The sequence below is a fragment of the Roseomonas sp. OT10 genome (genome assembly GCF_020991085.1).
Classification (GTDB): Bacteria; Pseudomonadota; Alphaproteobacteria; order Acetobacterales; family Acetobacteraceae; genus Roseomonas; species Roseomonas cutis.
This window is the reverse complement of record NZ_CP087719.1, coordinates 4,770,871-4,792,222: the sequence shown is the minus strand read 5'-3', so window position 1 is coordinate 4,792,222 and position 21,352 is coordinate 4,770,871. Positions and strand designations below refer to the sequence as shown.

Sequence of the window (21,352 nt, the reverse complement as noted above, 5' to 3'; positions counted from 1 at the left end):
CCATGGCCGGCGAAGGCGGCGAGGCCGAGGACCGCACGGAAGCTCCCACTCCGCGCCGGCTGGAGAAGGCGCGGGAGGAAGGGCAGGTCCCGCTGTCCCGGGAGGCGGTGGGCCTCGCGACGCTGCTGCTGGCCAGCGGGGCCGCCGCCCTCGCCCTGCCGGCGGCGGCGAGGGACCTGCTGGCGGTACTGCGCGGGCTGCTCTCCCGCGCCTCCGCCCTGGCGCCCGTCGACGCCTGGGGCCTGGCCGGCCCGGTGCTGCTGGCTCTGCTGCCGGTGGCCGGGGCGGTGACGGCCGGGGCGGTGGCGGCCACGCTGCTGCAGACGGGTGGGATGGTCAGCGGGAAGGGGCTGGCGCCGCAGCTCTCCCGCCTGTCGCCGCTGGCGGGGGCGAAGCGGATCCTCGGCCCCCAGGGCGCGGCCGAGCTGTTGCGCGCCGTGGTGAAGCTGGGCGCGGTGGCGGCGGCGCTGTGGCAGGCGACGGACGATCCCGCGACGCTGCGCGCGGTGCTGTCCCTGCCGCCCGGCGCGCTGCTGGAGGCGGCGGCGGGCCAGGCGGCGCGGATGGTGGGGGCGGTGCTGACGGCGATGGCGCTGCTGGCTGCGGCCGATCTCGGCTGGGTCCGGTTCCGCCACTGGCGGCAGCTGCGGATGAGCCGGCAGGAGCTGAAGGAGGAGAGCAAGGAGAGCGAGGGCGATCCGCATGTGAAGGCACGCCAGCGCCAGCTGCGGCAGCAGTCTTCGCGCCGCCGGATGATGGCCGCGGTGCCGAAGGCGACGGTGGTGGTCACCAACCCCACCCATTACGCCGTGGCCCTCGCCTACCAGGAGGGCGGCAACGCCCCCCGGGTGGTGGCGAAGGGGGTGGACGCGATGGCGGCCCGCATCCGGGAGGCGGCACGGGGGGCCGGCGTGCCGCTGGTGGCGAACCCGCCCCTGGCGCGCGCCCTGTACCGGCTGGAGCTGGAGACGGAGATCCCGGCGGAGCACTACGCGGCGGTGGCGGAGATCATCGCCTTCGTCTGGCGCCGCCGGCCGGGGTAGCCGCCGCCCCTGGCGGGCAAGAAAAAGCCCGCCCGGAGGACCGGGCGGGCGGGAGTTCGGGAAGCACCATCCGGGATGCTGGAGGGCTCGCTGCGGACGATGCGAAGCCCGGGCGCACCGCACAAGTGAATTCGGTGTCAGAACAAAATAAGAGATTCCGCCGCCGAATTGACGCTGCGGCGACGGGGCGGCGCCTCAGCGATAGCCGCCGCGGCGGATCGGCGGGCGGGGCTTGGGGCCCATCACCGCATCGATCTCCGCCTTGGCGCGGTTGAGCAGGTCACCTAGCGTCACGGTGGTCGAGTCCCGCGTCACCTCGCGCACGCCGCCCAGGCGGCTCGGGGGGCGGATCAGGACGGTGCAGCCGGCCTTGCCGTGATCGGTGACCTCGATCTGATGCATCCGATAGTCCCGGACCTGCACGGCAACGAATCGGGTCATCCCCGGCGCTCCTCTCCGTTCTCCAGGCCGAGGCCCGAGGTCCCGCCAACTTATGCTGCAATGCAGCATAAAGCAAATCCTCACTGGGCCCGCCTAACGTGGCGTCCGGTTGCCGCGGCCGGGACGGAACCGCACCATGGGGGAGGCAAGAGGGCGGTGCGCATGGTGCCATGGAGCACGTGGCGGCTGGGAGGCCGCCAGGAGCCGGCGGAAGCGGGCTTCAGCACCCTGTTCGAGGCGATCCGGGAACCGGCCGCGCTGCTCGACCCCGCCGGGCAGGTTGCCGCCACCAACCCCGCCTTACGTGAGCTGCTGGGCCCGGCCGTGCCGGTGACGCCCCCCTTTCCGCCGGAGCGCCTCTTCGCCCCGCCGGAGCGTCCGGGCGCCCTGGCCTGGCTGGCGGGCGGCGGCGTCACGCCCTTCGAGGCCTCGCTGAGCGGCCCCGACGGCAGCGAGGCGCCGCTGGTCGCGCCCCGCCTGCGTCAGCTTCCGGAAGGCGCACGCCTGCTGCTGCTGGAGGATCTGTCCGAGCGCCGGCGCTTCCGCCAGCGGGCGGAGGAGGGCGAGCGGCTGCGCGCCGTGGGGCAGCTCGCCGGCGGCATCGCGCACGACTTCAACAACCTGCTCTCCGTGATCGTCTCCGCGGCCGAGGCGGCGCGGCAGCAGGCGCCCGCCTTGCGCGGCGAGCTGGACCCGCTGCTGGAGGCCGCCGATCGCGGCGCCGGGCTGGTGCGGCGCCTGCTGGCCCTGGCCGGGCGGCAGTACCTGGAACCCCGCGTGGTGGTGCTGGACGAGGCGGTGATGGCGCTGGAACCGCTGCTGCGGCCGCTGCTCGGCCGTGGCATCCGGCTGGAGCTGCGGCCCGGGGCGCCGGGGCGCCGGGCCCTGGTGGATCCGGTGCAGCTGGACCAGGTCGTGCTGAACCTCGCCACCAATGCCCGGCAGGCGATGCCGGCCGGCGGGCGGCTGACCATCGCCACGGAGGCGCTGGTGGCCTTGCGGGAGGAGCCGGGCGTGCCGGACACCCTGCCGCCCGGACGCTGGTCGGTCCTCTCGGTCACCGATACCGGGCCGGGCATCCCGCCGGAGGTGCTGCCACGGGTCTTCGAGCCGTTCTTCACCACGCGCGGGGCGGAGGGTGGCACCGGGCTGGGTCTGGCGACGGTGCTGGGCATCGTGCGCCAGTCCCAGGGCGTGTTGCAGGTGGCCAGCCGGCCGGGCGAGGGCACCAGCTTCCGCATCCACCTGCCCCGCCACGAGGGGCCTGTCCCCGCGGTGGCCATGCCCCCCCCTCCCGCCCCGGCCCCGGTGGCGGAGGACCGGTCGCTGCCGGTGCTGCTGGTGGATGACGAGGTGCCGCTGCGCCGGCTGGTGGAGCGTGCCCTGACGCGGGCCGGCATGCTGGTCCATGGCGCCGGGGATGCGGAGGAGGCGCTGGCCCTGCTGGAAGATGGCCTCGTGCCGGCGGTGATGGTGACCGACGTCGCCATGCCCGGCCTCGACGGCACCGGCCTGGCGCGGGAGGCGCGTCGCCGCCTGCCGGGGCTGCGGGTCATTCTTGTCAGCGGCTATGCCGAGGCGGCCCTGGATGGGGGGGTGGAGCCCGGGACGGAGTTCCTGTCGAAGCCGTACCGGCCGCAGGACCTGATCGCCCTGATTCGCCGCGGGGCGGCCATGCCCGGTCCAGGGAATGGTTGAACTCCGACTCGAAAGTGAACATAATAGGAACTCGACAGGCTATGCAGCCGCAGGCCAGGACGTGCGGGCTGATTACAAGTCAAGCGCAGTCACCTAAAGTCGCAGAACGTCGAATACTTCGACCTTCGGTTGCAGGGACCGCCCCAGGACGGGGCGAACAGGGGGCAGGATGGAGAAGAACAAGGCGCTCGATGCGGCTCTGAGCCAGATCGAGCGGGCCTTCGGCAAGGGCTCGGTCATGCGGCTGGGCGCCAAGCAGGACATGGCCGACATCGAGGTCGTGTCCACCGGCTCCCTGGGCCTGGACATGGCGCTGGGCATCGGCGGCCTGCCGAAGGGCCGCATCGTCGAGATCTACGGTCCGGAATCCTCGGGCAAGACGACGCTGGCGCTGCACGCCATCGCCGAGGCGCAGCGCAAGGGCGGCACCTGCGCCTTCATCGACGCCGAGCACGCGCTCGACCCGGGCTATGCCAAGAAGCTCGGCGTGGACATCGACAACCTGCTGATCAGCCAGCCCGACGCGGGCGAGCAGGCGCTGGAGATCGCGGACACGCTGGTGCGCTCCGGCGCCATCGACGTGCTGGTGATCGACAGCGTCGCCGCGCTGGTGCCGCGGGCGGAGCTGGAGGGCGAGATGGGCGACAGCCATGTCGGCCTGCACGCCCGCCTGATGTCGCAGGCGCTGCGCAAGCTGACCGGCTCCATCAGCCGCTCGAACTGCATGATGATCTTCCTCAACCAGATCCGGCTGAAGATCGGCGTCATGTTCGGCAACCCGGAGACGACGACAGGCGGCAACGCGCTGAAGTTCTACGCCTCCGTGCGGATGGAGATCCGGCGCATCGGCCAGATCAAGGACCGCGACGAGGTGGTGGGCAACCAGACCCGCGTGAAGGTGGTGAAGAACAAGATGGCCCCGCCCTTCCGGCAGGTCGAGTTCGACATCCTCTATGGCGAGGGCATCTCCAAGGTGGGCGAGCTGATCGACCTCGGCGTGAAGGCCGGCGTGGTCGAGAAGTCCGGCGCCTGGTTCTCCGCCGACAGCCAGCGCATCGGCCAGGGCCGCGAGAACGCCAAGCAGTTCCTGCGCGACAACCCGGAACTGGCCGCCTCGATCGAGCAGCGCATCCGCGCCCAGGCCGGCCAGGTCACCGAGACGATGCTGACCAGCCCCGACGCGGACGATACCGCCGCCGCGGCGGAATGAGCGCCGCAGCGTAGCACCTACGGCCCTGGGGAAAGGCATCGCCTCTCCCCAGGGCTCCCGATCCGTTATGTCGTGACCCGTCGTGCTGCCGTGTTCGGGCGTCGGCACCGGGAGGGGACGCCGTCCCCTCCCAGACCCTCCCCTGCCGGGGCCACAAGCGGGCCCCGGACCCCGCTGGGAGTTTGGTGCTTCCGGTAGCGTCAGCCTCCGGGCTCAACCCTGACGGAACGCGGACAGGCGGGACTCTGAAAGAAACATCAAAGGCGTCAGCGAATGCTGTGGCCGGTCCCGCCGAGGAGCATGGCTCCTCGGCGCTGTGACCCCGTATCCGGCTGTCCCGCGGCAGCGCTGATCGGGTCCAGGGCCCGCAGGGTCCTGGCGGAGTGGGGGTACGGGGGCGAGGCAGAGCCTTGCCCCCGGGCCACGGGCTCTACGCCACCCCACCACGGACTCCGTGCATCCCGCCGTCCGTATCAGATCACCAGCTCGATCAGGAACGGCCCTTTCCGCCCTGTGCTCTGGGCGATCAGGTCGCCGCACTGTTCCAGGGTCGTCGCCTTGGCCGCTTCGACGCCCATCCCCTCGGCCAGCCTCACCCAGTCGAGGTCGGGGTTGCCGAGGTCCATCATGTCCATCGCCGTCCGGCCGGGATTGGCGCCGACGCCCTGGTACTCGCCCAGCAGGATCGCGTACTTCCGGTTCGCCAGCACCACCGTCGTCACGGGCAGCTTCTCGCGCGCCTGGGTCCAGAGCGATTGCAGCGTGTACATGCCGCTGCCGTCCGCCTGGAGGTTGATGACGCGGCGCGACCCGCCGGCGCCGATCGCCGCCCCGGTCGCCATCGGCATGCCGTCGCCGATGGCGCCGCCCGAGAGCATCAGCCAGTCATGCGGCGGCGCGGCCTGGGTTTCCTTGAAGAAGCCGCGGCCGAAGGAGACGCTCTCGTCCACGATGATGGCCTCCTCCGGCATCACCGCCGCGAGCGTCCGGGCCAGCCCCTCCGGCGTGGGCGCGCCGCGCGCCATCTCCGGGCGCGGGCCGGGGTCGGGGATGGCGGCCTCGGGGGCGCCCAGCGCCTCCACCAGGGCGCGCAGGGCGGCCTCGCCATCCTGCTCGAAGCGCGCCAGGACGTGGACCTGCGCCGTCTCGGGGTAGTGGACCGACGGCTTGCCGGGATAGGCGAAGAAGCCGACCGGGGCGCGGGCGTTCACCAGGATCAGGTGCTCCACCCAGGACAGCGCCTCGATCGCCACGTCCACCGGATAGGGCACGCGCTCCAGCGGCAGCCGCCCGCGGCCGCGCGGGTGACGGGCGTTGGAGCCCTCGGCCATGATCCGGTGCCCCGTCGCCTGCGCCGCGCGCCAGGCCAGCGCCTGCGCCCCCGGTCGGAGCGCCTTGCCGCCGAGCAGGATCAGCACGTTCCTCTTCTCCCGCAGCACCCGCGCCGCCTGCTGCACCGCCTTCGGGTCCAGCGGCGGGGGCGGCGGGACGGGCAGCGCCTCCGCCACCCTGCCATCCGGGTCCCAGGCGGTGTCGGCCGGCAGGATCAGCGTCGCCACCTGCCCGGGCGAGGTCCGTGCCGCCTGCACCGCCACCGCCGCGTCGCGCCCCACCTCGGACGACCGTGCCGCCGTGCGGGTCCAGGCGGAGACGGTGCGGGCCAGCGCCTCCGTATCCGCCGTCAGCGGCGCGTCGAAGGGGCGATGGTAGGTCGCCTGGTCCCCCACCACGTTGACGATCCCGGAGCGCCCGCGCCGGGCGTTGTGCAGGTTGCCCAGCCCGTTCGCGAGGCCCGGGCCGCAATGCAGCAGGGTGCAGGCGGGCTTCTCCGACATGCGCCAGTAGCCGTCGGCCATGCCGGTGACGACGTTCTCCTGCAATCCCAGCACGCAGCGCATCCCGGGGATGCGGTCCAGCGCCGCGACGAAGTGCATCTCGCTGGTGCCGGGGTTGGAGAAGCAGGTGTCCACCCCGCTGGCCAGAAGGGTGTGGACCAGGCTTTCGGCACCGTTCACCGCGTATCCTCCGCATCTCGTCCGGCCCCGCGCGTGGCGGCGGGTGCCCATGTCGGGCGCAGGTTGCGCGGGGCCGGTGCAGGCGACAAGCCGGGGGCCGGCCGCACGTCCCTGCCCCGGCCTTGCCCCCACCCGGCGGGAGGGCCATGGTCCCGCCATATCCCAGCCGCGGAGCAGGAGAGCATGGGCACCACCATCACCGGCGATCGCACAGGCCTTACTTCCGGGGGCGCAATTCCCGAAGGGCCGACGAACGCGGAGCTGCAATCCCGCCGGGAGAGCGCGGTGCCGCGCGGCGTCTCCACCCAGCTTCCCGTCTTCGCGGCCAAGGCGGAGAACGCGGAGATCACCGATGTCGAGGGCCGGCGCTACATCGACTTCGGCGCGGGCATCGCAGTGGTCAACACGGGCCACATGCACCCCAAGGTGAAGGCCGCCGTCGCGGCGCAGCTGGAGAGCTTCTCCCACACCTGCTTCCAGGTGACGCCCTACGAGAGCTACATCCGCCTCGCCGAGCGGCTGAACGGCATGGTCCCCGTGCGCGGGCCGGAGCGGAAGACCATCTTCCTCACCACCGGGGCCGAGGCGATCGAGAACGCGGTGAAGATCGCCCGCGCCGCCACCGGCCGGCCCGGGGTGATCGCCTTCTCCGGCGCCTTCCACGGCCGCACCCTGCTGGGCATGGCGCTGACCGGCAAGGTCGTGCCCTACAAGGCCGGCTTCGGCCCGATGCCCGCCGACATCTACCACCTGCCCTTCCCGGTCGCGTATCACGGCAAGGAGGTGGCGCAGACGCTGGAGGCGGTGGAAACCCTCTTCCGCGCCGATATCGACCCGAAGCGCATCGCCGCCATCATCATCGAACCGGTGCAGGGCGAGGGCGGCTTCTACGTCGCCCAGCCGGAGCTGCTCCAGGGCCTGCGCCGCATCTGCGACGAGCACGGCATCCTGATGATCGTGGACGAGGTGCAGACGGGCTTCGCCCGCACCGGGAAGATGTTCGCGCTCGAGCATGCCGGGGTGGAGGCGGACCTCGTCACCATGGCGAAGTCGCTGGCCGGCGGCTTCCCGCTCTCGGCCGTCACCGGCACGGCGAAGATCATGGACGCGCCCGGCCCTGGCGGGCTGGGCGGCACCTATGGCGGCTCGCCGCTCGGCTGCGCCGCCGGCAACGCCGTGCTGGACGTGATCGAGGAGGAAGGGCTCTGCGAGCGCTCCGAGCAGATCGGCGCGCTGATCAAGCGCCGGCTGGAGGAGCTGCGGCAGACCAACAGCCTCACCGGCATCATCGGCGACATCCGCGGGCTGGGCGCCATGGTGGCGATGGAACTGGTCTCCGGCGGCGACGCGGACAAGCCGGATCCGGACCTGACCCGTGCCCTGGTGGCGCGCGCCGCGCAGAAGGGGCTGGTGCTGCTCTCCTGCGGCGTGCGCGGCAACGTCATCCGCTTCCTGGTGCCGCTGACGGCGAGCGACGCGCTGCTGAACGAGGGGATGGACATCCTGGGCGAGTCGATGCGCGAGCTGGTGGCGGAGCGCGTCGGCGGCTGATGCCGGCCGGGCGCCGGCCACGGGGCCGGCGCCTCCCTCCGCGCGGGAGACGTTCATGACCATCCTGAAGATCGCCCGCATGGGGCACCCGGTGCTGCTGGAACGCTGCCGCCCGGTCGAGGACCCCGGCGCCCCGGAGATACGGCGCCTCGTGCGGGACATGTTCGAGACGATGGAGGACGCGCCCGGCGCCGGCCTCGCCGCCCCGCAGGTGCACGTGCCGCTGCGCCTCTTCGTCTTCCGCGTCCTGCCGGAGCGCAGCAGCGGCGCGGCGGACGACGTGCCCGTGGGCAACACCGTGCTGATCAACCCGGTGGTGGAGCCGGTGGGCGAGGAGACGCATCTGCGCTGGGAGGGTTGCCTCTCCATCCCCGGGCTGCGCGCCGCCGTGCCGCGCTTCCGCCGGGTGCGCTATTCGGGCGTGGATTGCGACGGCAACGCCGTCTCGGCCGAGGTGGAGGGCTTCCATGCCGGCGTCGTCCAGCATGAGAACGACCACCTGGACGGCATCCTCTACCCGATGCGGATGACCGATTTCGGGCTGATGGGCTTCAACGAGGAGGTGGCGCGCTACCTGGGCCAGCCCCTTCCTACAGCACCGTCACGCTGAGCGCCGGCCCCCGGGGCGGAGACCGGCGCGCGGCGGATCAGGCGGCCTTGGGCGGGATGCGCAGCACCTGGCCCGGGTAGATCTTGTCCGGATGCTCCAGCATCGGCCGGTTGGCCTCGAAGATCTGCTGATACTTGTTGGGGTCGCCGTAATAGCTCTTCGAGATGGCGGAGAGGGTGTCGCCCTTCTTCACCGTGTAGAAGGCGCTGCCAGCGGGCCCCTGTTCGCCCGTGGGCGCGCCGGCCGCCGGAGCAGCGGCGGGGGCCGCCTCCGGCGCGGCTCCGGCCGGGGCGGCGAGCTGGTCGTCGACCTTCGAGATGCCCTGCACGTTGCCGACGGCCAGCACGATCTTCTCGCGCACGTCGCCCGCCGGCGCCGTGCCCCGCAGGGTAACGGTGCCGCCCTCCACGCCGATCTCGATACCCTGCGTGGGCAGGCCCAGCTTCTCCAGCTCCGCCTTCAATGCCTCGGGGGTCGGGGCGGGCGTGGCGGCGGCGGCCCCGCCGACCCCCAGCGCCTTGCCCACACTCTCCAGGAACGAGAACAAGCCCATGATGTCTTCCTCCAGTCGATCGTCCCAGTGCCGGGATGCGCCCCGGCCGACGGGCAGGCAACGTCGCCTTCGGGACAGTGGTTGCCCGGTCCCATTCCCCCTCCCGGGCCCCTGTCCCGGCCGGCTGGCGCCGTGACGGAGCCCGATCGCAGGGATGGCTCCCCCGGCCGCGGCCGGCATGAATAGGCCGGCGGAAGGGCCGCCGACCCTCGGCGTGATCCTGGCCGGCGGCCTGGCGCGCCGGATGGGCGGCGGGGACAAGCCGCTGCGCCTGCTGGGCGGCCTTCCCTTGCTGGACCGGGTGGTCGCGGCGCTGCGCCCCCAGGTCACGGCCCTGTTGCTGAATGCCCATGGCGATCCGGCGCGCTTCGCCGCCTGGGGCCTGCCCGTCCGGGCGGACAGCCTGCCCGGCCACCTCGGCCCGCTGGCCGGCGTGCTGGCCGGGCTGGACTGGGCCGTGGCGGAGCGGCCGGAACTGCAGTGGGTTGTCACGGTGCCCGGCGACTCCCCCTTCCTGCCGCCGGATCTGGTGCCGCGCCTGCATGCCGCCCGGACGGCAGCCGGCCTCCCCCTCGCCTGCGCCGCCTCCGGCGGTGTCTCCCACCCTCCCGTGGCCCTCTGGCCCGTCGCCTTGCGAGAGGCCCTGCGCGCCGCCCTTGCCGCCGGCGAGCGCAAGGTCAGCCGATGGGCCGCCCAGCACGGCTGCGCCACCGCCGAATGGCCGGGCGGAGCCGCCGACCCCTTCTTCAACCCGAACACGCCGGATGAACTGGCCGAGGCGGAAGCCCGGCTCCGGAGGAGCCAGCCCGGCTGCGCGCCGCCTTGATGCCCGCGGCCCGGGGATTTCCCCTCCCCCGTAAACCCCGCCACCAGGGCTACAAGCTCGCCCGGACCTCGTTGGGTCAGGAGCGGGAAAGCCCGCGCCTTTCCCCCCATCATCGGATGGCAGGATGCCCTGATCTGTCGTGCTGTGGAGTTCCGGCGGAGGACCGGGAGGGGACGCCGTCCCCTCCCAGACCCTCCCCTGCCGGGGCCACAAGCGGGCCCCGGACCCCGCTGGGAGTTGGTTTTGTGCGGTGGGTGTCAGTCTGCGGGCTGAACCCTGACGGAGCGCGGACAGGCGGGACTCCGAAAAAGCTTCAAAGGCGTCAGTGAGTGCGGCGGCCGGTCCCGCCGAGGAGCCATGCTCCTCGGCGCATCGACCCCGTGTCCGGCTGTCCCGCGGCAGCACCCTCCGGGTCCAGGGCCCGCAGGGTCCTGGCGGAGTGGGGGTACGGGGGCGAGGCAGCGCCTTGCCCCCGGGCCACGGGCGCCACGCCGGCCAACGTCAACGCACCACGCCGCGCGGATCAGATCGCCGGTTGGCCCGCTCCGCGCCGGGCCGCGAGCAGGGCATCCGCCCCATAGGGAATCGCCGCGAAGTCCCGCAGCCGCTGCTCGACATTGGCGAAGGCCACGCGCTGGGCGGCCGGAGCGGGGGCTTCCGGGTTGTTGCGGCGATGTTCCAGCCAGCGTGCCACGGCGCCGGCGCCGCGGCGGTGGGCGGCGGCGATCAACCCGGCCTCGGTGAGCGGCACGGCGCGGCCGTCCGTTCCGATGACGGTGGTTCCCACGGCCGTCAGGGCGCCGTTGGCGGAAAGCTGGGCTGTCTTGCGTTGCAGATAGGCATCCATCGCCGCCTCCTGCGCCGAGGGGTTGGCGAGGAAGCTGGCCTCGCTGGTCACGCCCTGGCGGGCGGCGGCGGCGGTCCATCGGCCCTGCGCGTCCTGCCACCCGATGTCGCGCAGTGCGATCGGCAGCATCTGGTAGCGGCCCAGGGCGCCCGAGCGGGCGTTGCGCGCGGCGTAGCCCTGGTTGGGTTCCCGCCCGCTCTCCAACAGGGCGATGCGCGCCCGGAGCACGGAATCCCCGGTGTCCGCCTGCCCTGGAGGCCGTGCGGCGGGGCGCGGAACGGCCAGGGCGACCCGTCGCGCCGGGGTGGCGGTGCCCCGCGCCTCCTGCGCCAGCAGGGCCGCGGCGGGGCCGCCGGCCCGGGGCGCGGCGGGCTGCGCCGGGGTGCCGGCGGCGGCCACGGGGCCGTTCCGCGGCGCGGTCCGGGCCAGGGCCGGCATGGCGAAGGGCAGCTGGGCGCGGGCCAAGCTGTTCTTGAAGTCGGCCGTCTTGGCCACCGGCTTGCGCGCCTGGGCCACGGCCGAGGCCGGAACCTGGCCCGCACGGCCATCCGCCTGCACCGCCATGCCGTCGCCTCCTTGCCGTTCCGCTCGGCATCATGATCCGTTCCGGTTGACCAAGGGTGAAGCCCGCGGTGCGCTGGGCCGTTTCCATGCGGTCAGCCGAGGATCGGACCGTCATGCCGGAGCGCAACAAGACGCTGCAGCCCCCCCAGAGCCAGGACCACCAGCCCGGCATCGAGGCGGAGATGCGCCCCCGGCCGGAATCGGCGATGCGGGACTGGAAGCCTTCGGCGAAGCTGGAGGGCAAGGCGGCGCTGGTGACGGGGGGAGATTCCGGCATCGGCCGCGCGGTTGCCATCGGCTTCGCGAAGGAAGGCGCGGACATCGTCATCCTCTACAAGGAGGAGACGCAGGACGCGGCCGAGACGAAGCGGCTGATCGAGGCGGAGGGCCGGCGCTGCCTGGCCATCGCGGGCGACGTGGGCGATGCCGCCTTCATGTCCGGTGCCATCGGCCGCGCGGCCGAGTTCCTGGGCGGCCGGATCGACGTGCTGGTCAACAACGCCGCCGAGCAGCACGAGTGCGAGGACATCGCGGAGATCGACGAGGCGCTGGTCGAGCGCACCTTCCGCACCAACATCCTCGGCTATATCTGGGCGGCGAAGTACGTGGTGCCGCACATGCCGAAGGGCGGGGCGATCATCAACACCACCTCTGTCACGGCCTATCGCGGCAGCCCCCATCTGGTGGACTATGCCTCGACCAAGGGAGCCATCGTCGCCTTCACGCGCAGCCTCTCCGGCCAGCTTTGGGAGTCCCGGAAGATCCGGGTCAATGCCGTGGCGCCCGGGCCGATCTGGACACCGCTGATCCCCGCCTCCTTCGACGAGGAGCGGACGGCAAGCCACGGTTCCAGCGCAAGGATGGGGCGCGCGGGCCAGCCGGACGAGGTCGCGCCCTCCTACATCTTCCTCGCCTCAGATCTCGACAGTTCCTACATCAGCGGGCAGGTCCTGCATCCCAATGGCGGCGAGGTGGTGAACGGCTGATCCCGCCGCTCCCGACGATCAGGACCCCGGGGATGGCGCCATCCCCGGGGCCGTTTGCGGCCGGACGAGCCCTTCAACCGAGGGCGAGGAGACGGCCCATGGGCCGTTCCCGCGCTGGCCGATCGCCTGCTCCGGCGAGCCAGGAGGACAGGAGCGTGCACCAGAGCGGGCCGTCCCTCGTCGCCGCGGTTTGCATCGGCTCAGCCGAGCCGGGCGGCCCGGCGATAAGCCGGCACGCCCCCCGTCGCCGAGGCCGAGTTGCTCCAGTCGGTGGCCTGGCCACGGTTCGCGTGGGACGTCGGCACCACCGTGCCGAAGGCGCTGCCCACGGCCGAGGCGGAACGGCTGTCATCGGCCGGCGAGGCACCCGTGCTGTTCTGGGTGACCGGCACCGCCGCCACGAAGGGGCTCCCGGTGGCGGAAGCGGAGTTGGAGTGGTCCAGGACGTCATGGGCCTGCGCCGTGGCGGCACCCAGCGTCAGGGCCAGGGCGGCGGCGGTCAGGGAAGCTGTGAAGCGGGACATCGTTCCGGTCCTTGAGGCGACGAGCCCGATTGCCCGTCGGTGACGGCGATATGCTCCCACCCAACCATCTCTGGAATTGCTGAAAATCCGATCAAAATTGTCGGTATATCTGATGAGCCACGTCGCCCCGCCCACCCAGCGCCCCGGTTGTCCCTGCCAAGGCCGGTGGCGTCGTGCGGACGGCGCCATGCCCTGATCAGCGCCTGCGTAGCACCGGTTCCCCGGGGGCAAGGCGCTGCCTCGCCCCCGATACCCCCACTCCGCCAGGACCCTGCGGGCCCTGGACCCGATGAGTGCTACCGCGGGACAGCCTGATACGGGGTCACAGCGCCGAGGAGCATGGCTCCTCGGCGGGTACGGCCTCTACCCTCACTGAAAGCCTACGAAGTTCTTCTGGAGTCCCGCCTGTCCGCGCGCCGTCAGGGCTGAGCCCGGAGGCTGGCGGCAGCCCTGTAGAGCCAGACTCCCAGCGGGGACCGGGGCCCGCTTGTGGCCCCGGCAGGGGAGGGTCTGGGACGGGGATCGACGCACGGCGTCGATGCCGCAGGCCGGCGTCCCCTCCCGGTCCGCCGCCGGACCAAGACAGCACCACGGGGTCGGGTCATCCCGCCTTCGGGATCACGCTCCCTCACCACGTGGCCGCAGCCCCTCGATCAGGGGTCGCTGGGCTGCCACCTCCTCGGCCAGGAAGTCCAGCAGCACCCGCACCCTTGGCGCATGACGCAGGTCCGGGTGCGTCAGCAGCCAGAGGTCGGCGGCATGGGCAGGTTCCGGCGGCGAGAGCCGGCGCAGCGTGGCACGCGAATCGCCCACGAAGCAGGGCAGGTGGCCGATCCCCAGCCCGGCCTCCATCGCCTGCGTCGCCCCCAGCACGGAGTTCACCTTGCAGGCGATCCTCTCCGCCGCGACGCTGCGGCGCAGGTCACGCATCGGCGCCAGCGCCGCCATCGTGTCGCCCAGCGCGACCCAATCCGCCTCTGCCGCGAGGTCGCGCCCGTCCGCCCCCGCCGGGAACGCCCCGGCAGGGCCATAGAGCGCCCAGGCAATGCGGGCCACCCGACGGCCGACCAGGGTCTCGGGCGGGGCTTCGGTGGCACGGATCGCCACGTCGGCATCGCGCCGGGACAGGTTCAGCTCCGTGTTGCCGACCGCCAGGTCCAGCCGGACCAGCGGGCAGCGCCGGCGGAAGCGGGCCAGCATCGGCATCAGCAGGTCCGCCAGCAGGCTGTCGCTGGTGGTCACGCGCAGCTCGCCCGACGGCTCCGGCTCGCGGCCGGCCAGCCGCCGGGTGACGTCGGTGATGTCCTGATCCACCCGCGCCGCCAGCGCCGCCACCTCCTCGCCCGCCTGGGTCAGCGCGTAGCCGCCGCGATGGCGCTCGAAGAGCGGGGTGCCGATGGCCTCCTCGATCTGCTTCAGCCGGCGGAAGACGGTGGAATGGTTCACCCCCAGCCGCGCCGCGGCGGCCGGCAGGCCACGCGTCTCGGCGACGGCCAGGATCAGCCGGAAGTCGTCCCAGGCCAGCGCCCTGGCGGCTTCGGTCATGCGGCCCCTCCCCGGATGGCCGCATTGTCCACGGCGCCGCGATGGTAGGAAGGGCTGCCCCCGCCCGCGGCGCTTGACCCGGCAGGGACGCCGGAACAGCTTCCGCGCCGCTCAACGGAAGGACCCCCCGACCATGGATGACGCGACCACGCGCAGCCGCCTCGCCGCCCCGCTGGCCGAGGCCGACGCGACCCGGGAGGCGGCGGCACTGCTGGGCGGCGACACCTTCCGGCGCGTCGCCGATTTCATCCGCGACGACCACGACCGCATCGTCGAGGACATCGTCCGCATCACCCAGATCCCCTCCCCGCCCTTCGGCGAGGCGGAGCGCGGCCGTGCCTATGCGGAGATGCTGCGCGCGCACGGGCTGACCGAGGTGGAGACGGATGCGGAGGGCAACGTCACCGGCCTGCGCCCCGGCACCGACCCCGCCGCCGGGCTGGTCGCCGTCTGCTCCCATCTCGATACGGTCTTCCCCGCCGGCACGGACGTGACGGTGCGGCGCGAGGGCACGAAGCTCATGGCCCCGGGCGTGGGCGACAACAGCCGCAGCCTCGCCGTGCTGCTCGCCTTCGTGCGCGCGCTGGACGCGGCGGGGGTGCGGACACGGGCCGGGCTGCTGATCACCGCCTCGGTCGGCGAGGAGGGACAGGGCGACCTGCGCGGGGTGAAGCACCTGTTCCGGGAGAACCGGCACCGCGACGCGATCGCCGCCTTCGTCGCCATCGACGGGCTGGAGACGGCGCGGCTCGTCACCGGGGCGGTCGGCAGCAAGCGCTACCGCGTCGCCTTCCGCGGCCCTGGCGGGCATTCCTTCGGCGCCTTCGGGCTGGTGAACCCTGCTTTCGCCCTGGCCCGCGCCGCGGACGGCCTGTCGCGCATCCAGGTGCCCGCGCAGCCGAAAACCACCTACTCGATCGGGCGGATCGGCGGCGGCACCTCGATCAACGCCATCCCGGAGGAAGCGTGGATGGAGGTGGACCTGCGTTCGGAATCGGCGGCCGAGCTGGCGCGGCTGGAGGAGCAGTTCCTGGCCATCCTGCCGGCAGCGGTGGCGGACGAGAACGCCGCCCGCAGCACGCGCGAGGGCAGCATCACGGTGGAGGCGAAGCCCATTGGCGACCGCCCCGCCGGCACCACCGCGCCAGATTCCCGCATCGCCCGCCTGGCCGCCGCGGTGATCGCCGCGCGCGGCTTCGCGCCCGTGCTGGAAGCGTCCTCCACGGACAGCAACATCCCCATCAGCCTGGGAATCCCCGCCGTCACCGTCGCCTCCGGCTGCCACGGCGACCGGGCGCACTCCCTGGAGGAGTGGATCGACGTGGACCCGGCGGTCAGCGCCCCAGGCATCGCCACCGCCCTCGGCGTGGTGATGGCCGTCGCCGGCGTGGCCTGATGCGCTGATGCCTGCCGGATTGGCGCCCGTGGCCCGGGGGCAAGGCTCTGCCTCGCCCCCGTACCCCCACTCCGCCAGGACCCTGCGGGCCCTGGACCCGATCGGCGCTGCCGCGGGACAGCCTGATACGGGGTCGAGGCGCCGAGGAGCCATGCTCCTCGGCGGGTACGTGGTCCGCGCTCGCGGACGCCTTTGGAGCTTTTCCAGAGTCCCGCTTGTCCACGTTCCGTCAAGGTCCAGCCCGCAGACTGACGCCCACCGCGTAGAGCCAGACTCCCAGCGGGGTCCGGGGCCCGCTTGTGGCCCCGGCCGGGGAGGGTCTGGGAGGGGACGGCGTCCCCTCCCGGTCCCACGCCGGGGCGCCGGGGCGACCGCCGCGCCGGGCTACCCGATGCTTGCCGCGCGCAGGCGGGTCGTCCGCAGCTCGCCCTGGCGTTCCAGCAACGGGTAGGCGACGGTGGCGAAGTGGGCGGCGATCCGCTTCAGGTCGCGGATCACGTCCAGCGCCAGGCTCGCGGTGGCGGAGGGTTCGGCCCCCGTCTCGGCCAGGTGGTCGGCGGCCTCGCGCTCGGCCTCGCGCCAGGACTCCTTTTCCCGCACCAGTTGCCGGGCAGCCTCGGTGTCTTCCAGCATGAAGACGGCGACGGCAAGGCGGAGCTGACCGACCAGCCGCTCATGCAAGGCGGCAAGGCGCGCGGCCTCGTCCGGGGACAGCGGGATGCCGCGCCGGGCGCGGCGGGTGGCGTGCCGGATCAGGCCGCGGTCCACGGCGTCGCCTGCATGCTCCAGCGCGATGGCGAAGTGGCGGATCTCGGCCAGACGCTGCGCCTCGTTCTCCGGCATCGACTCCCGCGGCAGGCGGGCGAGGTAGGCGTGCACGGCGCCGTGCAGCCGGTCCACCACGTCGTCCAGGGCGCCGGCCGACTTGGCGGCATCGCGGTCGCCCCGCTGCAGCGCCTCGGAGGAGGCGCGGAGCATCGCCTCCACCGTATCGGCCACGCGCAGCACCTCCCGCGAGGCATTGGCCAGGGCAACGGCGGGGGTGGCCAGCGACGCATCGTCCAGGTAGCGCGCGGCGCCGGCATCCGCCTCGGGCGCGAGGGCAGGAAGGAGCCGGCGCAGCAGCGCGGCCAGCGGGTCCAGCAACGGCAGGAAGAGCACGGCCAGCGCCAGGTTGAAGCCCAGATGGGCGTTGGCGACCATCTGGGCCGGGCTGCCATGCAGGTGGCTCAGCGCCCCGGCCAGCCAGGGCAGCAGCGCCAGGGTCAGGGCGACGCCGACAGCGCGGTTCAGCAGGTTGCCCACCGGCAGGCGCAGCCGGGCAGGGTCCGGCGTGCCGCGACCGGCATGGCGCACGGCCAGCAGCGGCGGGACCGCCCCGCCCAGATTGGCCCCCGCGACCATGGCCAGGCTCGTCTCCGGCGACAGGACCCCCGTGGACGCCAGCGAGCCCACCAGCAGCACCGCCGCCAGGGAGGAATGGGTCGCCCAGGCCAGGCCGGCGACCAGCAGCAGCGCGATGAACGGCGCGCCGTCCAGCAGAGGCAGCAGGGCGCGCAGCGTGCCGGATTCCTCGACCGGCTGGATCGTCACGATCATCAGGTGCAGGGCGGTCAGCATCAGGCCCAGCCCGACCCCCGCCCGCCCCAGATCCCGAGTGCGGGCGCGCCGGCCGCGGCGCATGGCGGCCCAGCCCAGCAGGATCAGGGCGGGGGCCAGGGTGCTGACGTCGAAGGACAGGGCCTGGACGATCAGGGCGGTGCCGACATTCGCCCCCAGCATCGCGGCCAGGGCCATGGTGAGCCCCAGCGCACCGGCGGCGTGCAGCCCGCCGACCATCAGCCCGGCGGCAGTGGAGGATTGCAGCGCGGTCGTTGCCGCCAGCCCGGCGGCGAAGGCGCGCCAGCGGTCGCGTAGCGCCCGGCCCAGCCCCTCGCGCAGCGCGGCGCCATAGGCCCGCTCGACGCCCCGCTGGATCAGGCTGAGACCATAGAGCAACAGGGCCGCCTCGCCCGCCAGTTCGATCAGCAGCCGGAATGCGCCCAAGGTCTCGTTCACCTCCCATTTCCTGGAACGGCTGTTCCAGCCAGCATGGCTGCTGGAGCAAAACAACGCCAGTATCCAACATAGGTCACCCCGCAGGGGCTCGCGAGAGGCGCTCCCCCAGCCCGGCGCGAGTGAAGACCCCGCCTGCCCGCCACCGGGCGGTGGGCCCGCGAAGCACGAGAAGGTGTGGCGTCACCCGTTACCGCCCGTCCTTGTTAAGGCCGGTTCGGAGCGGTATCGCACCAGCTCATGCGTTTCGGATGCCTGCCGTGCGTTGCAGCCCTAGGACGCGCAGGATGGGGTGGGAACCGGCTATCCGATGACCGAAGCGTGGTGCGACAAGATCCTGCTGGCGATTCCGTCGATCAACGGCGGCGCCCTGCTCGCCCGCATGCTGCCGACCTTGCGGTTCAAGCCGTCCAATGTCGTCGTCCTCGACCAGGGTAGCACGGACGACACCGCGCGCGTCTGCGCGGAGGCGGGGGTGGAGCTGGTGCAGCTGGGGCAGCCGCACAGCTATACCCAGGGCTGCAACATCGCGGCGCGCCTCGCCCGCGAGCGCAGCTTCCCCTTCGTCTGCGTCGCCAACAACGACATCACCTTCCGCACCGACGTGCTGGCCGAGCTCCTGGCGGAGATGGAGCGCGACCCGCGGCTGGGCATCGTCACGCCGTCGCAGGTGATCATCGACGAGACGCTGGACGAGCCGGTGCTCTCCGTCCGCGTCTCCTGGAACCTGGAACAGGTCGCCTTCCTGCACGACGTGCAGCCGGTGGACGGGGCGGTGCGGCGGCTGGAGGCGGATTTCTGCGAGCTGACCTGCGCGCTGGTGCGCCTTTCCGCGATCGAGGAGATCGGCTTCCTCGACGACGAGTACGGCTTCTACCACGAGGATGCGGATTTCGGCTTCCGCCTGCGCCGGGCAGGCTATGGCTGTGCCTACCTCCCCGCCTCGCAGATCGAGCACTACTCCAGTTCGACGATGAACCGCGAGAAGCTCGACAGGAAGACGCGCTACATCGAGAGGAACAAGCGCTACTTCGCGCGCAAGCACCTCGGCTACGCCGTCCGCCACACGCCCGCGCAGGATCGGGCGGGACGCGGGCACGACGCGCTGGACCACGCGCTGCACGCCTATCTGCGGCACTACGGCATGATCGAGGCGGAGGCGCCGGAGCTGCTGGTCTCGCCCGTGCCCGTGGCCTCGCCCGGCTACCTCCTCACCACCTATGAGGGCGACCGCATTCCCGGGCGCTGGATCGACCAGGGACAGGCCTGCCGCGCCGTCTTCGCCACCTCCGAGACCATGCGCCGGGCCTTCGCTGCGCAGGGCCTGGCGGACTGCCTCCGCCTGCCGCTGGGGATCGAGCCGGATATCTTCCACCCCTGGGGCCCGGCCCGCCGCCTGCATCAGGCGCCGTCCTACCTCGCCTTCGTCCACGGGCAGCAGAGCGGGCCGCTGCGCGCGCTCCTGGAGGCCTGGCAGCGCTTCGTCGCCGGCGGCCGGGACGCGCGCCTGGTGCTGCTCGGCCAGGGGCTGCGCGACGTGCTCGGCCACCCGCCGGATGTCGCCCTCCGCGCCGGGCCGGTGGAGATCGCGCGCCACGAAGCGGCACGTGTCGAGGTGCACGACCTGCTCGCGCCGCTGCCGGCCGAGACGCTCGCGCCCCTCTACCGCGGCGTGGAGTTCACGATCCTCGCCGCCCGCGGCAAGGCGGCCAGCCTCGCGGCGCTGCAATCCCTGGCCTGCGGCGTGCCCTGCCTCGTCGGCCAGAAGGGGCCGGTGTCGGAGCTTGCGGTCGGCGGCGCGCTGGGCTTCGCCGAGGCGCCGGCCGATGCGGGCCGGCTCCTCGCGTGCCTGGAGGACAGCCTTCGCCTCGACGCCGCCGGCCGCGCCGCGCTGGCCGAGGCGGGCTTCTACCGCGTGCGCAACGCCGCCACCCTGCGCCACACCACCATGGGCCTCTACGAGGCGCTCACCCGGCTGCAGGACCAGGACCCCGCGCCGGTGCTGGGACGGCTGGAGGCCGGCCCCCCGGCGACCCAGGCGGTCGCCGCGGGTCCCGCGGCGGTGCAGCTTCCGCCTTCCGTGGGGCGCCGCCTCGGGCCCATCGCGGCGCGGCGCGTCCGCACCATGGGCCGGCTGGTGTCGCAGTTCGGCGAGGTCTGGCAGGAGCGCGGCCTCGGCTTCGCCGGCCGTCAGGTCGCCGGGGAACTGGGCGCCTTCCTCACCCACCGCTCGGGGCAGGTCCTGCGCCTGGGCCGCTCGCTATCGGCACGGCTGCAGCCGGCCCGGCAGCTGGCGGCACCCTTGCGGCCCGGTCGCGCGCCACTGCCGGATTCCGCGCTGCTGATCGGCTACATCGACGCGCAACTCGGGCTGGGCCAGTCGCTGCGCGGCCTCGCCCTCGCCCTGTCGCGGACGGAGACGCAGTTCAGCATCTACCCCTTCGGCATCGGGGTCGAGGGGCGCCGCACCGTCCCCTACATGACGGAGCGCTACGACGAGACGAAGACGCATGCCGTCAACGTCATCGAGGTGATGCCGGACGAGCTGCCGAACGTCTTCCGCCATGTCAGCGCGGATCATTTCGCCCGCAGCCACAACATCCTGCGCACCTACTGGGAGCTGAGCCGCGCGCCGGAGGCCTGGCGGACGCCGCTGGAGCGGATCGACGAGATCTGGGCACCCAATGCCTTCGTGGCCGAAAGCTTCCGCACCATCTTCGACCGGCCGATCACCGTCGTCCCGCCCTGTGTCGAGCGGCCCGCGCCGCAGCTCGACGGGCGCCGTCACTTCGGCCTGGAGGAGGGGCAGTTCCACTTCCTCTTCTCCTTCGACTACTTCTCCTTCCCGCAGCGCAAGAACCCGCTTGGCGTCGTGCGCGCCTTCCGCAGGGCCTTCCCCGACCCGGCCACCCCCGTCCGGCTGATCATCAAGACGACCGGCCATCCGGACCATTTCCCGAAGGTGCGGCGGCAGCTGCGCGCGGCGGCGCAGTATGACGGGCGCATCGAGATCATCGACGAATCCCTGACGCGGGACGAGATGCTGTCCCTGATTGCGGCCACCGACTGCTACGTCTCGCTGCACCGGGCGGAGGGCTTCGGCTTCGGCATGGTCGAGGCCATGGCACTCGGCAAGGTGGTGATCGGGACGGATTATTCCGGCAGCACCGACTTCCTCTCGGAACGGACCGGCTATCCCGTCCCCTACAGCCTGCGCCCGCTGGCCGATGACGACTACGTCCACGCCGCCGGCCAGGTCTGGGCGGAGCCGGACGAGGCTGCCAGCGTCGAGGCCATGCGCCGCGTCTTCGGGCATCGCGACGAGGCCGCCGCCCGTGCCCGCGCAGGCCGGTTGCTGGTGGAGGAGCGTTACGGCCCCGGGAATGTCGGCCGGATCGCGGCGCACCGGCTGCGGGAAATCTTCGCCGCAAGGGGAGTCGGCTGAACGCCCAGGGAGCCACGGAACCCGCAGCGGCTGCCAGAGGAGA

General features: G+C 72.9%; 16 protein-coding genes. 9 read left to right on the top strand and 7 right to left on the bottom strand.

What is annotated here, in order from left to right; translation table 11 throughout:
- Positions 1 to 2: 2 nt before the first annotated feature.
- The gene (locus tag LPC08_RS21790; RefSeq protein ID WP_230450328.1) at positions 3 to 1,043 is read left to right on the top strand and encodes an EscU/YscU/HrcU family type III secretion system export apparatus switch protein; all 1,041 of its coding nucleotides are present in this window, start codon (positions 3 to 5) and stop codon (positions 1,041 to 1,043) included.
- Positions 1,044 to 1,238: 195 nt separating this feature from the next.
- Here the strand turns inward: LPC08_RS21790 and LPC08_RS21785 are convergent, their stop codons facing one another.
- On the bottom strand, positions 1,239 to 1,484 hold the full coding sequence (locus LPC08_RS21785; RefSeq protein WP_230450327.1) for a hypothetical protein: 246 nt from the start codon (positions 1,482 to 1,484) through the stop codon (positions 1,239 to 1,241).
- A gap of 162 nt (positions 1,485 to 1,646) precedes the next feature.
- Between LPC08_RS21785 and LPC08_RS21780 the strand changes: the two genes are divergently transcribed.
- Together LPC08_RS21780 and recA are read left to right on the top strand one after the other, a co-directional pair.
- On the top strand, positions 1,647 to 3,182 hold the full coding sequence (locus tag LPC08_RS21780; protein WP_230450326.1) for an ATP-binding protein: 1,536 nt from the start codon (positions 1,647 to 1,649) through the stop codon (positions 3,180 to 3,182).
- 169 nt (positions 3,183 to 3,351) lie between these two features.
- Positions 3,352 to 4,392: a recombinase RecA gene (gene recA / locus LPC08_RS21775; RefSeq protein WP_230450325.1), complete on the top strand. Its 1,041-nt coding sequence runs from the start codon at positions 3,352 to 3,354 to the stop codon at positions 4,390 to 4,392.
- Between the two features lie 473 nt (positions 4,393 to 4,865).
- On the opposite strand, the gene LPC08_RS21770 is transcribed toward recA, so the two are convergent.
- Positions 4,866 to 6,407 carry an acetolactate synthase large subunit gene (locus tag LPC08_RS21770; protein WP_230450324.1) on the bottom strand — a complete coding sequence of 514 codons (1,542 nt, stop codon included), beginning with the start codon at positions 6,405 to 6,407 and terminating at the stop codon, positions 4,866 to 4,868.
- A gap of 183 nt (positions 6,408 to 6,590) precedes the next feature.
- Between LPC08_RS21770 and gabT the strand changes: the two genes are divergently transcribed.
- Positions 6,591 to 7,958, top strand: a complete 1,368-nt coding sequence (gene gabT, locus LPC08_RS21765) for a 4-aminobutyrate--2-oxoglutarate transaminase (RefSeq protein WP_230450323.1) — start codon at positions 6,591 to 6,593, stop codon at positions 7,956 to 7,958.
- A 55-nt stretch (positions 7,959 to 8,013) separates the two neighbouring features.
- On the top strand, positions 8,014 to 8,568 hold the full coding sequence (gene def, locus LPC08_RS21760) for a peptide deformylase (RefSeq protein ID WP_230450322.1): 555 nt from the start codon (positions 8,014 to 8,016) through the stop codon (positions 8,566 to 8,568).
- A 37-nt stretch (positions 8,569 to 8,605) separates the two neighbouring features.
- On the opposite strand, the gene LPC08_RS21755 is transcribed toward def, so the two are convergent.
- Positions 8,606 to 9,121 (bottom strand): LysM and BON domain-containing protein, encoded by a 516-nt coding sequence (locus tag LPC08_RS21755; RefSeq protein WP_230450321.1) that lies wholly within the window; start codon positions 9,119 to 9,121, stop codon positions 8,606 to 8,608.
- A 178-nt stretch (positions 9,122 to 9,299) separates the two neighbouring features.
- Between LPC08_RS21755 and mobA the strand changes: the two genes are divergently transcribed.
- The gene (mobA, locus tag LPC08_RS21750) at positions 9,300 to 9,947 is read left to right on the top strand and encodes a molybdenum cofactor guanylyltransferase MobA (protein WP_230450320.1); all 648 of its coding nucleotides are present in this window, start codon (positions 9,300 to 9,302) and stop codon (positions 9,945 to 9,947) included.
- Between the two features lie 523 nt (positions 9,948 to 10,470).
- On the opposite strand, the gene LPC08_RS21745 is transcribed toward mobA, so the two are convergent.
- Positions 10,471 to 11,358, bottom strand: a complete 888-nt coding sequence (locus tag LPC08_RS21745) for a hypothetical protein (RefSeq protein ID WP_230450319.1) — start codon at positions 11,356 to 11,358, stop codon at positions 10,471 to 10,473.
- Positions 11,359 to 11,471: 113 nt separating this feature from the next.
- Between LPC08_RS21745 and LPC08_RS21740 the strand changes: the two genes are divergently transcribed.
- On the top strand, positions 11,472 to 12,344 hold the full coding sequence (locus tag LPC08_RS21740; protein WP_230450318.1) for an SDR family oxidoreductase: 873 nt from the start codon (positions 11,472 to 11,474) through the stop codon (positions 12,342 to 12,344).
- 200 nt (positions 12,345 to 12,544) lie between these two features.
- On the opposite strand, the gene LPC08_RS21735 is transcribed toward LPC08_RS21740, so the two are convergent.
- Both LPC08_RS21735 and LPC08_RS21730 read right to left on the bottom strand, forming a co-directional pair.
- Positions 12,545 to 12,868, bottom strand: coding sequence for a hypothetical protein (locus LPC08_RS21735; protein ID WP_230450317.1), 324 nt, complete (start codon positions 12,866 to 12,868; stop codon positions 12,545 to 12,547).
- Between the two features lie 618 nt (positions 12,869 to 13,486).
- On the bottom strand, positions 13,487 to 14,413 hold the full coding sequence (locus tag LPC08_RS21730) for a LysR family transcriptional regulator (RefSeq protein ID WP_230450316.1): 927 nt from the start codon (positions 14,411 to 14,413) through the stop codon (positions 13,487 to 13,489).
- Between the two features lie 133 nt (positions 14,414 to 14,546).
- Here LPC08_RS21730 and LPC08_RS21725 point away from each other — a divergent pair, with 133 nt between their 5' ends.
- Complete coding sequence (locus LPC08_RS21725) at positions 14,547 to 15,809, top strand: M20/M25/M40 family metallo-hydrolase (protein WP_230450315.1); 1,263 nt, start codon at positions 14,547 to 14,549, stop codon at positions 15,807 to 15,809.
- A gap of 384 nt (positions 15,810 to 16,193) precedes the next feature.
- On the opposite strand, the gene LPC08_RS21720 is transcribed toward LPC08_RS21725, so the two are convergent.
- Positions 16,194 to 17,867, bottom strand: a complete 1,674-nt coding sequence (locus tag LPC08_RS21720; protein WP_230450314.1) for a Na/Pi cotransporter family protein — start codon at positions 17,865 to 17,867, stop codon at positions 16,194 to 16,196.
- Positions 17,868 to 18,174: 307 nt separating this feature from the next.
- On the opposite strand from LPC08_RS21720, the gene LPC08_RS21715 reads away from it, so the two are divergent.
- The gene (locus LPC08_RS21715) at positions 18,175 to 21,309 is read left to right on the top strand and encodes a glycosyltransferase (protein WP_230450313.1); all 3,135 of its coding nucleotides are present in this window, start codon (positions 18,175 to 18,177) and stop codon (positions 21,307 to 21,309) included.
- The last annotated feature ends 43 nt before the right edge of the window (positions 21,310 to 21,352 follow it).

What these genes read in the sequence shown, in the direction of transcription:
- LPC08_RS21790 (WP_230450328.1), top strand. Translation starts at nt 3, where the DNA reads ATGGCCGGCGAAGGCGGCGAGGCCGAGGACCGCACGGAAGCTCCCACT.
- LPC08_RS21785 (WP_230450327.1), bottom strand. Translation starts at nt 1,484, where the DNA reads ATGACCCGATTCGTTGCCGTGCAGGTCCGGGACTATCGGATGCATCAG.
- LPC08_RS21780 (WP_230450326.1), top strand. Translation starts at nt 1,647, where the DNA reads ATGGTGCCATGGAGCACGTGGCGGCTGGGAGGCCGCCAGGAGCCGGCG.
- recA (WP_230450325.1), top strand. Translation starts at nt 3,352, where the DNA reads ATGGAGAAGAACAAGGCGCTCGATGCGGCTCTGAGCCAGATCGAGCGG.
- gabT (WP_230450323.1), top strand. Translation starts at nt 6,591, where the DNA reads ATGGGCACCACCATCACCGGCGATCGCACAGGCCTTACTTCCGGGGGC.
- def (WP_230450322.1), top strand. Translation starts at nt 8,014, where the DNA reads ATGACCATCCTGAAGATCGCCCGCATGGGGCACCCGGTGCTGCTGGAA.
- LPC08_RS21755 (WP_230450321.1), bottom strand. Translation starts at nt 9,121, where the DNA reads ATGGGCTTGTTCTCGTTCCTGGAGAGTGTGGGCAAGGCGCTGGGGGTC.
- mobA (WP_230450320.1), top strand. Translation starts at nt 9,300, where the DNA reads ATGAATAGGCCGGCGGAAGGGCCGCCGACCCTCGGCGTGATCCTGGCC.
- LPC08_RS21745 (WP_230450319.1), bottom strand. Translation starts at nt 11,358, where the DNA reads ATGGCGGTGCAGGCGGATGGCCGTGCGGGCCAGGTTCCGGCCTCGGCC.
- LPC08_RS21740 (WP_230450318.1), top strand. Translation starts at nt 11,472, where the DNA reads ATGCCGGAGCGCAACAAGACGCTGCAGCCCCCCCAGAGCCAGGACCAC.
- LPC08_RS21735 (WP_230450317.1), bottom strand. Translation starts at nt 12,868, where the DNA reads ATGTCCCGCTTCACAGCTTCCCTGACCGCCGCCGCCCTGGCCCTGACG.
- LPC08_RS21730 (WP_230450316.1), bottom strand. Translation starts at nt 14,413, where the DNA reads ATGACCGAAGCCGCCAGGGCGCTGGCCTGGGACGACTTCCGGCTGATC.
- LPC08_RS21725 (WP_230450315.1), top strand. Translation starts at nt 14,547, where the DNA reads ATGGATGACGCGACCACGCGCAGCCGCCTCGCCGCCCCGCTGGCCGAG.
- LPC08_RS21715 (WP_230450313.1), top strand. Translation starts at nt 18,175, where the DNA reads ATGACCGAAGCGTGGTGCGACAAGATCCTGCTGGCGATTCCGTCGATC.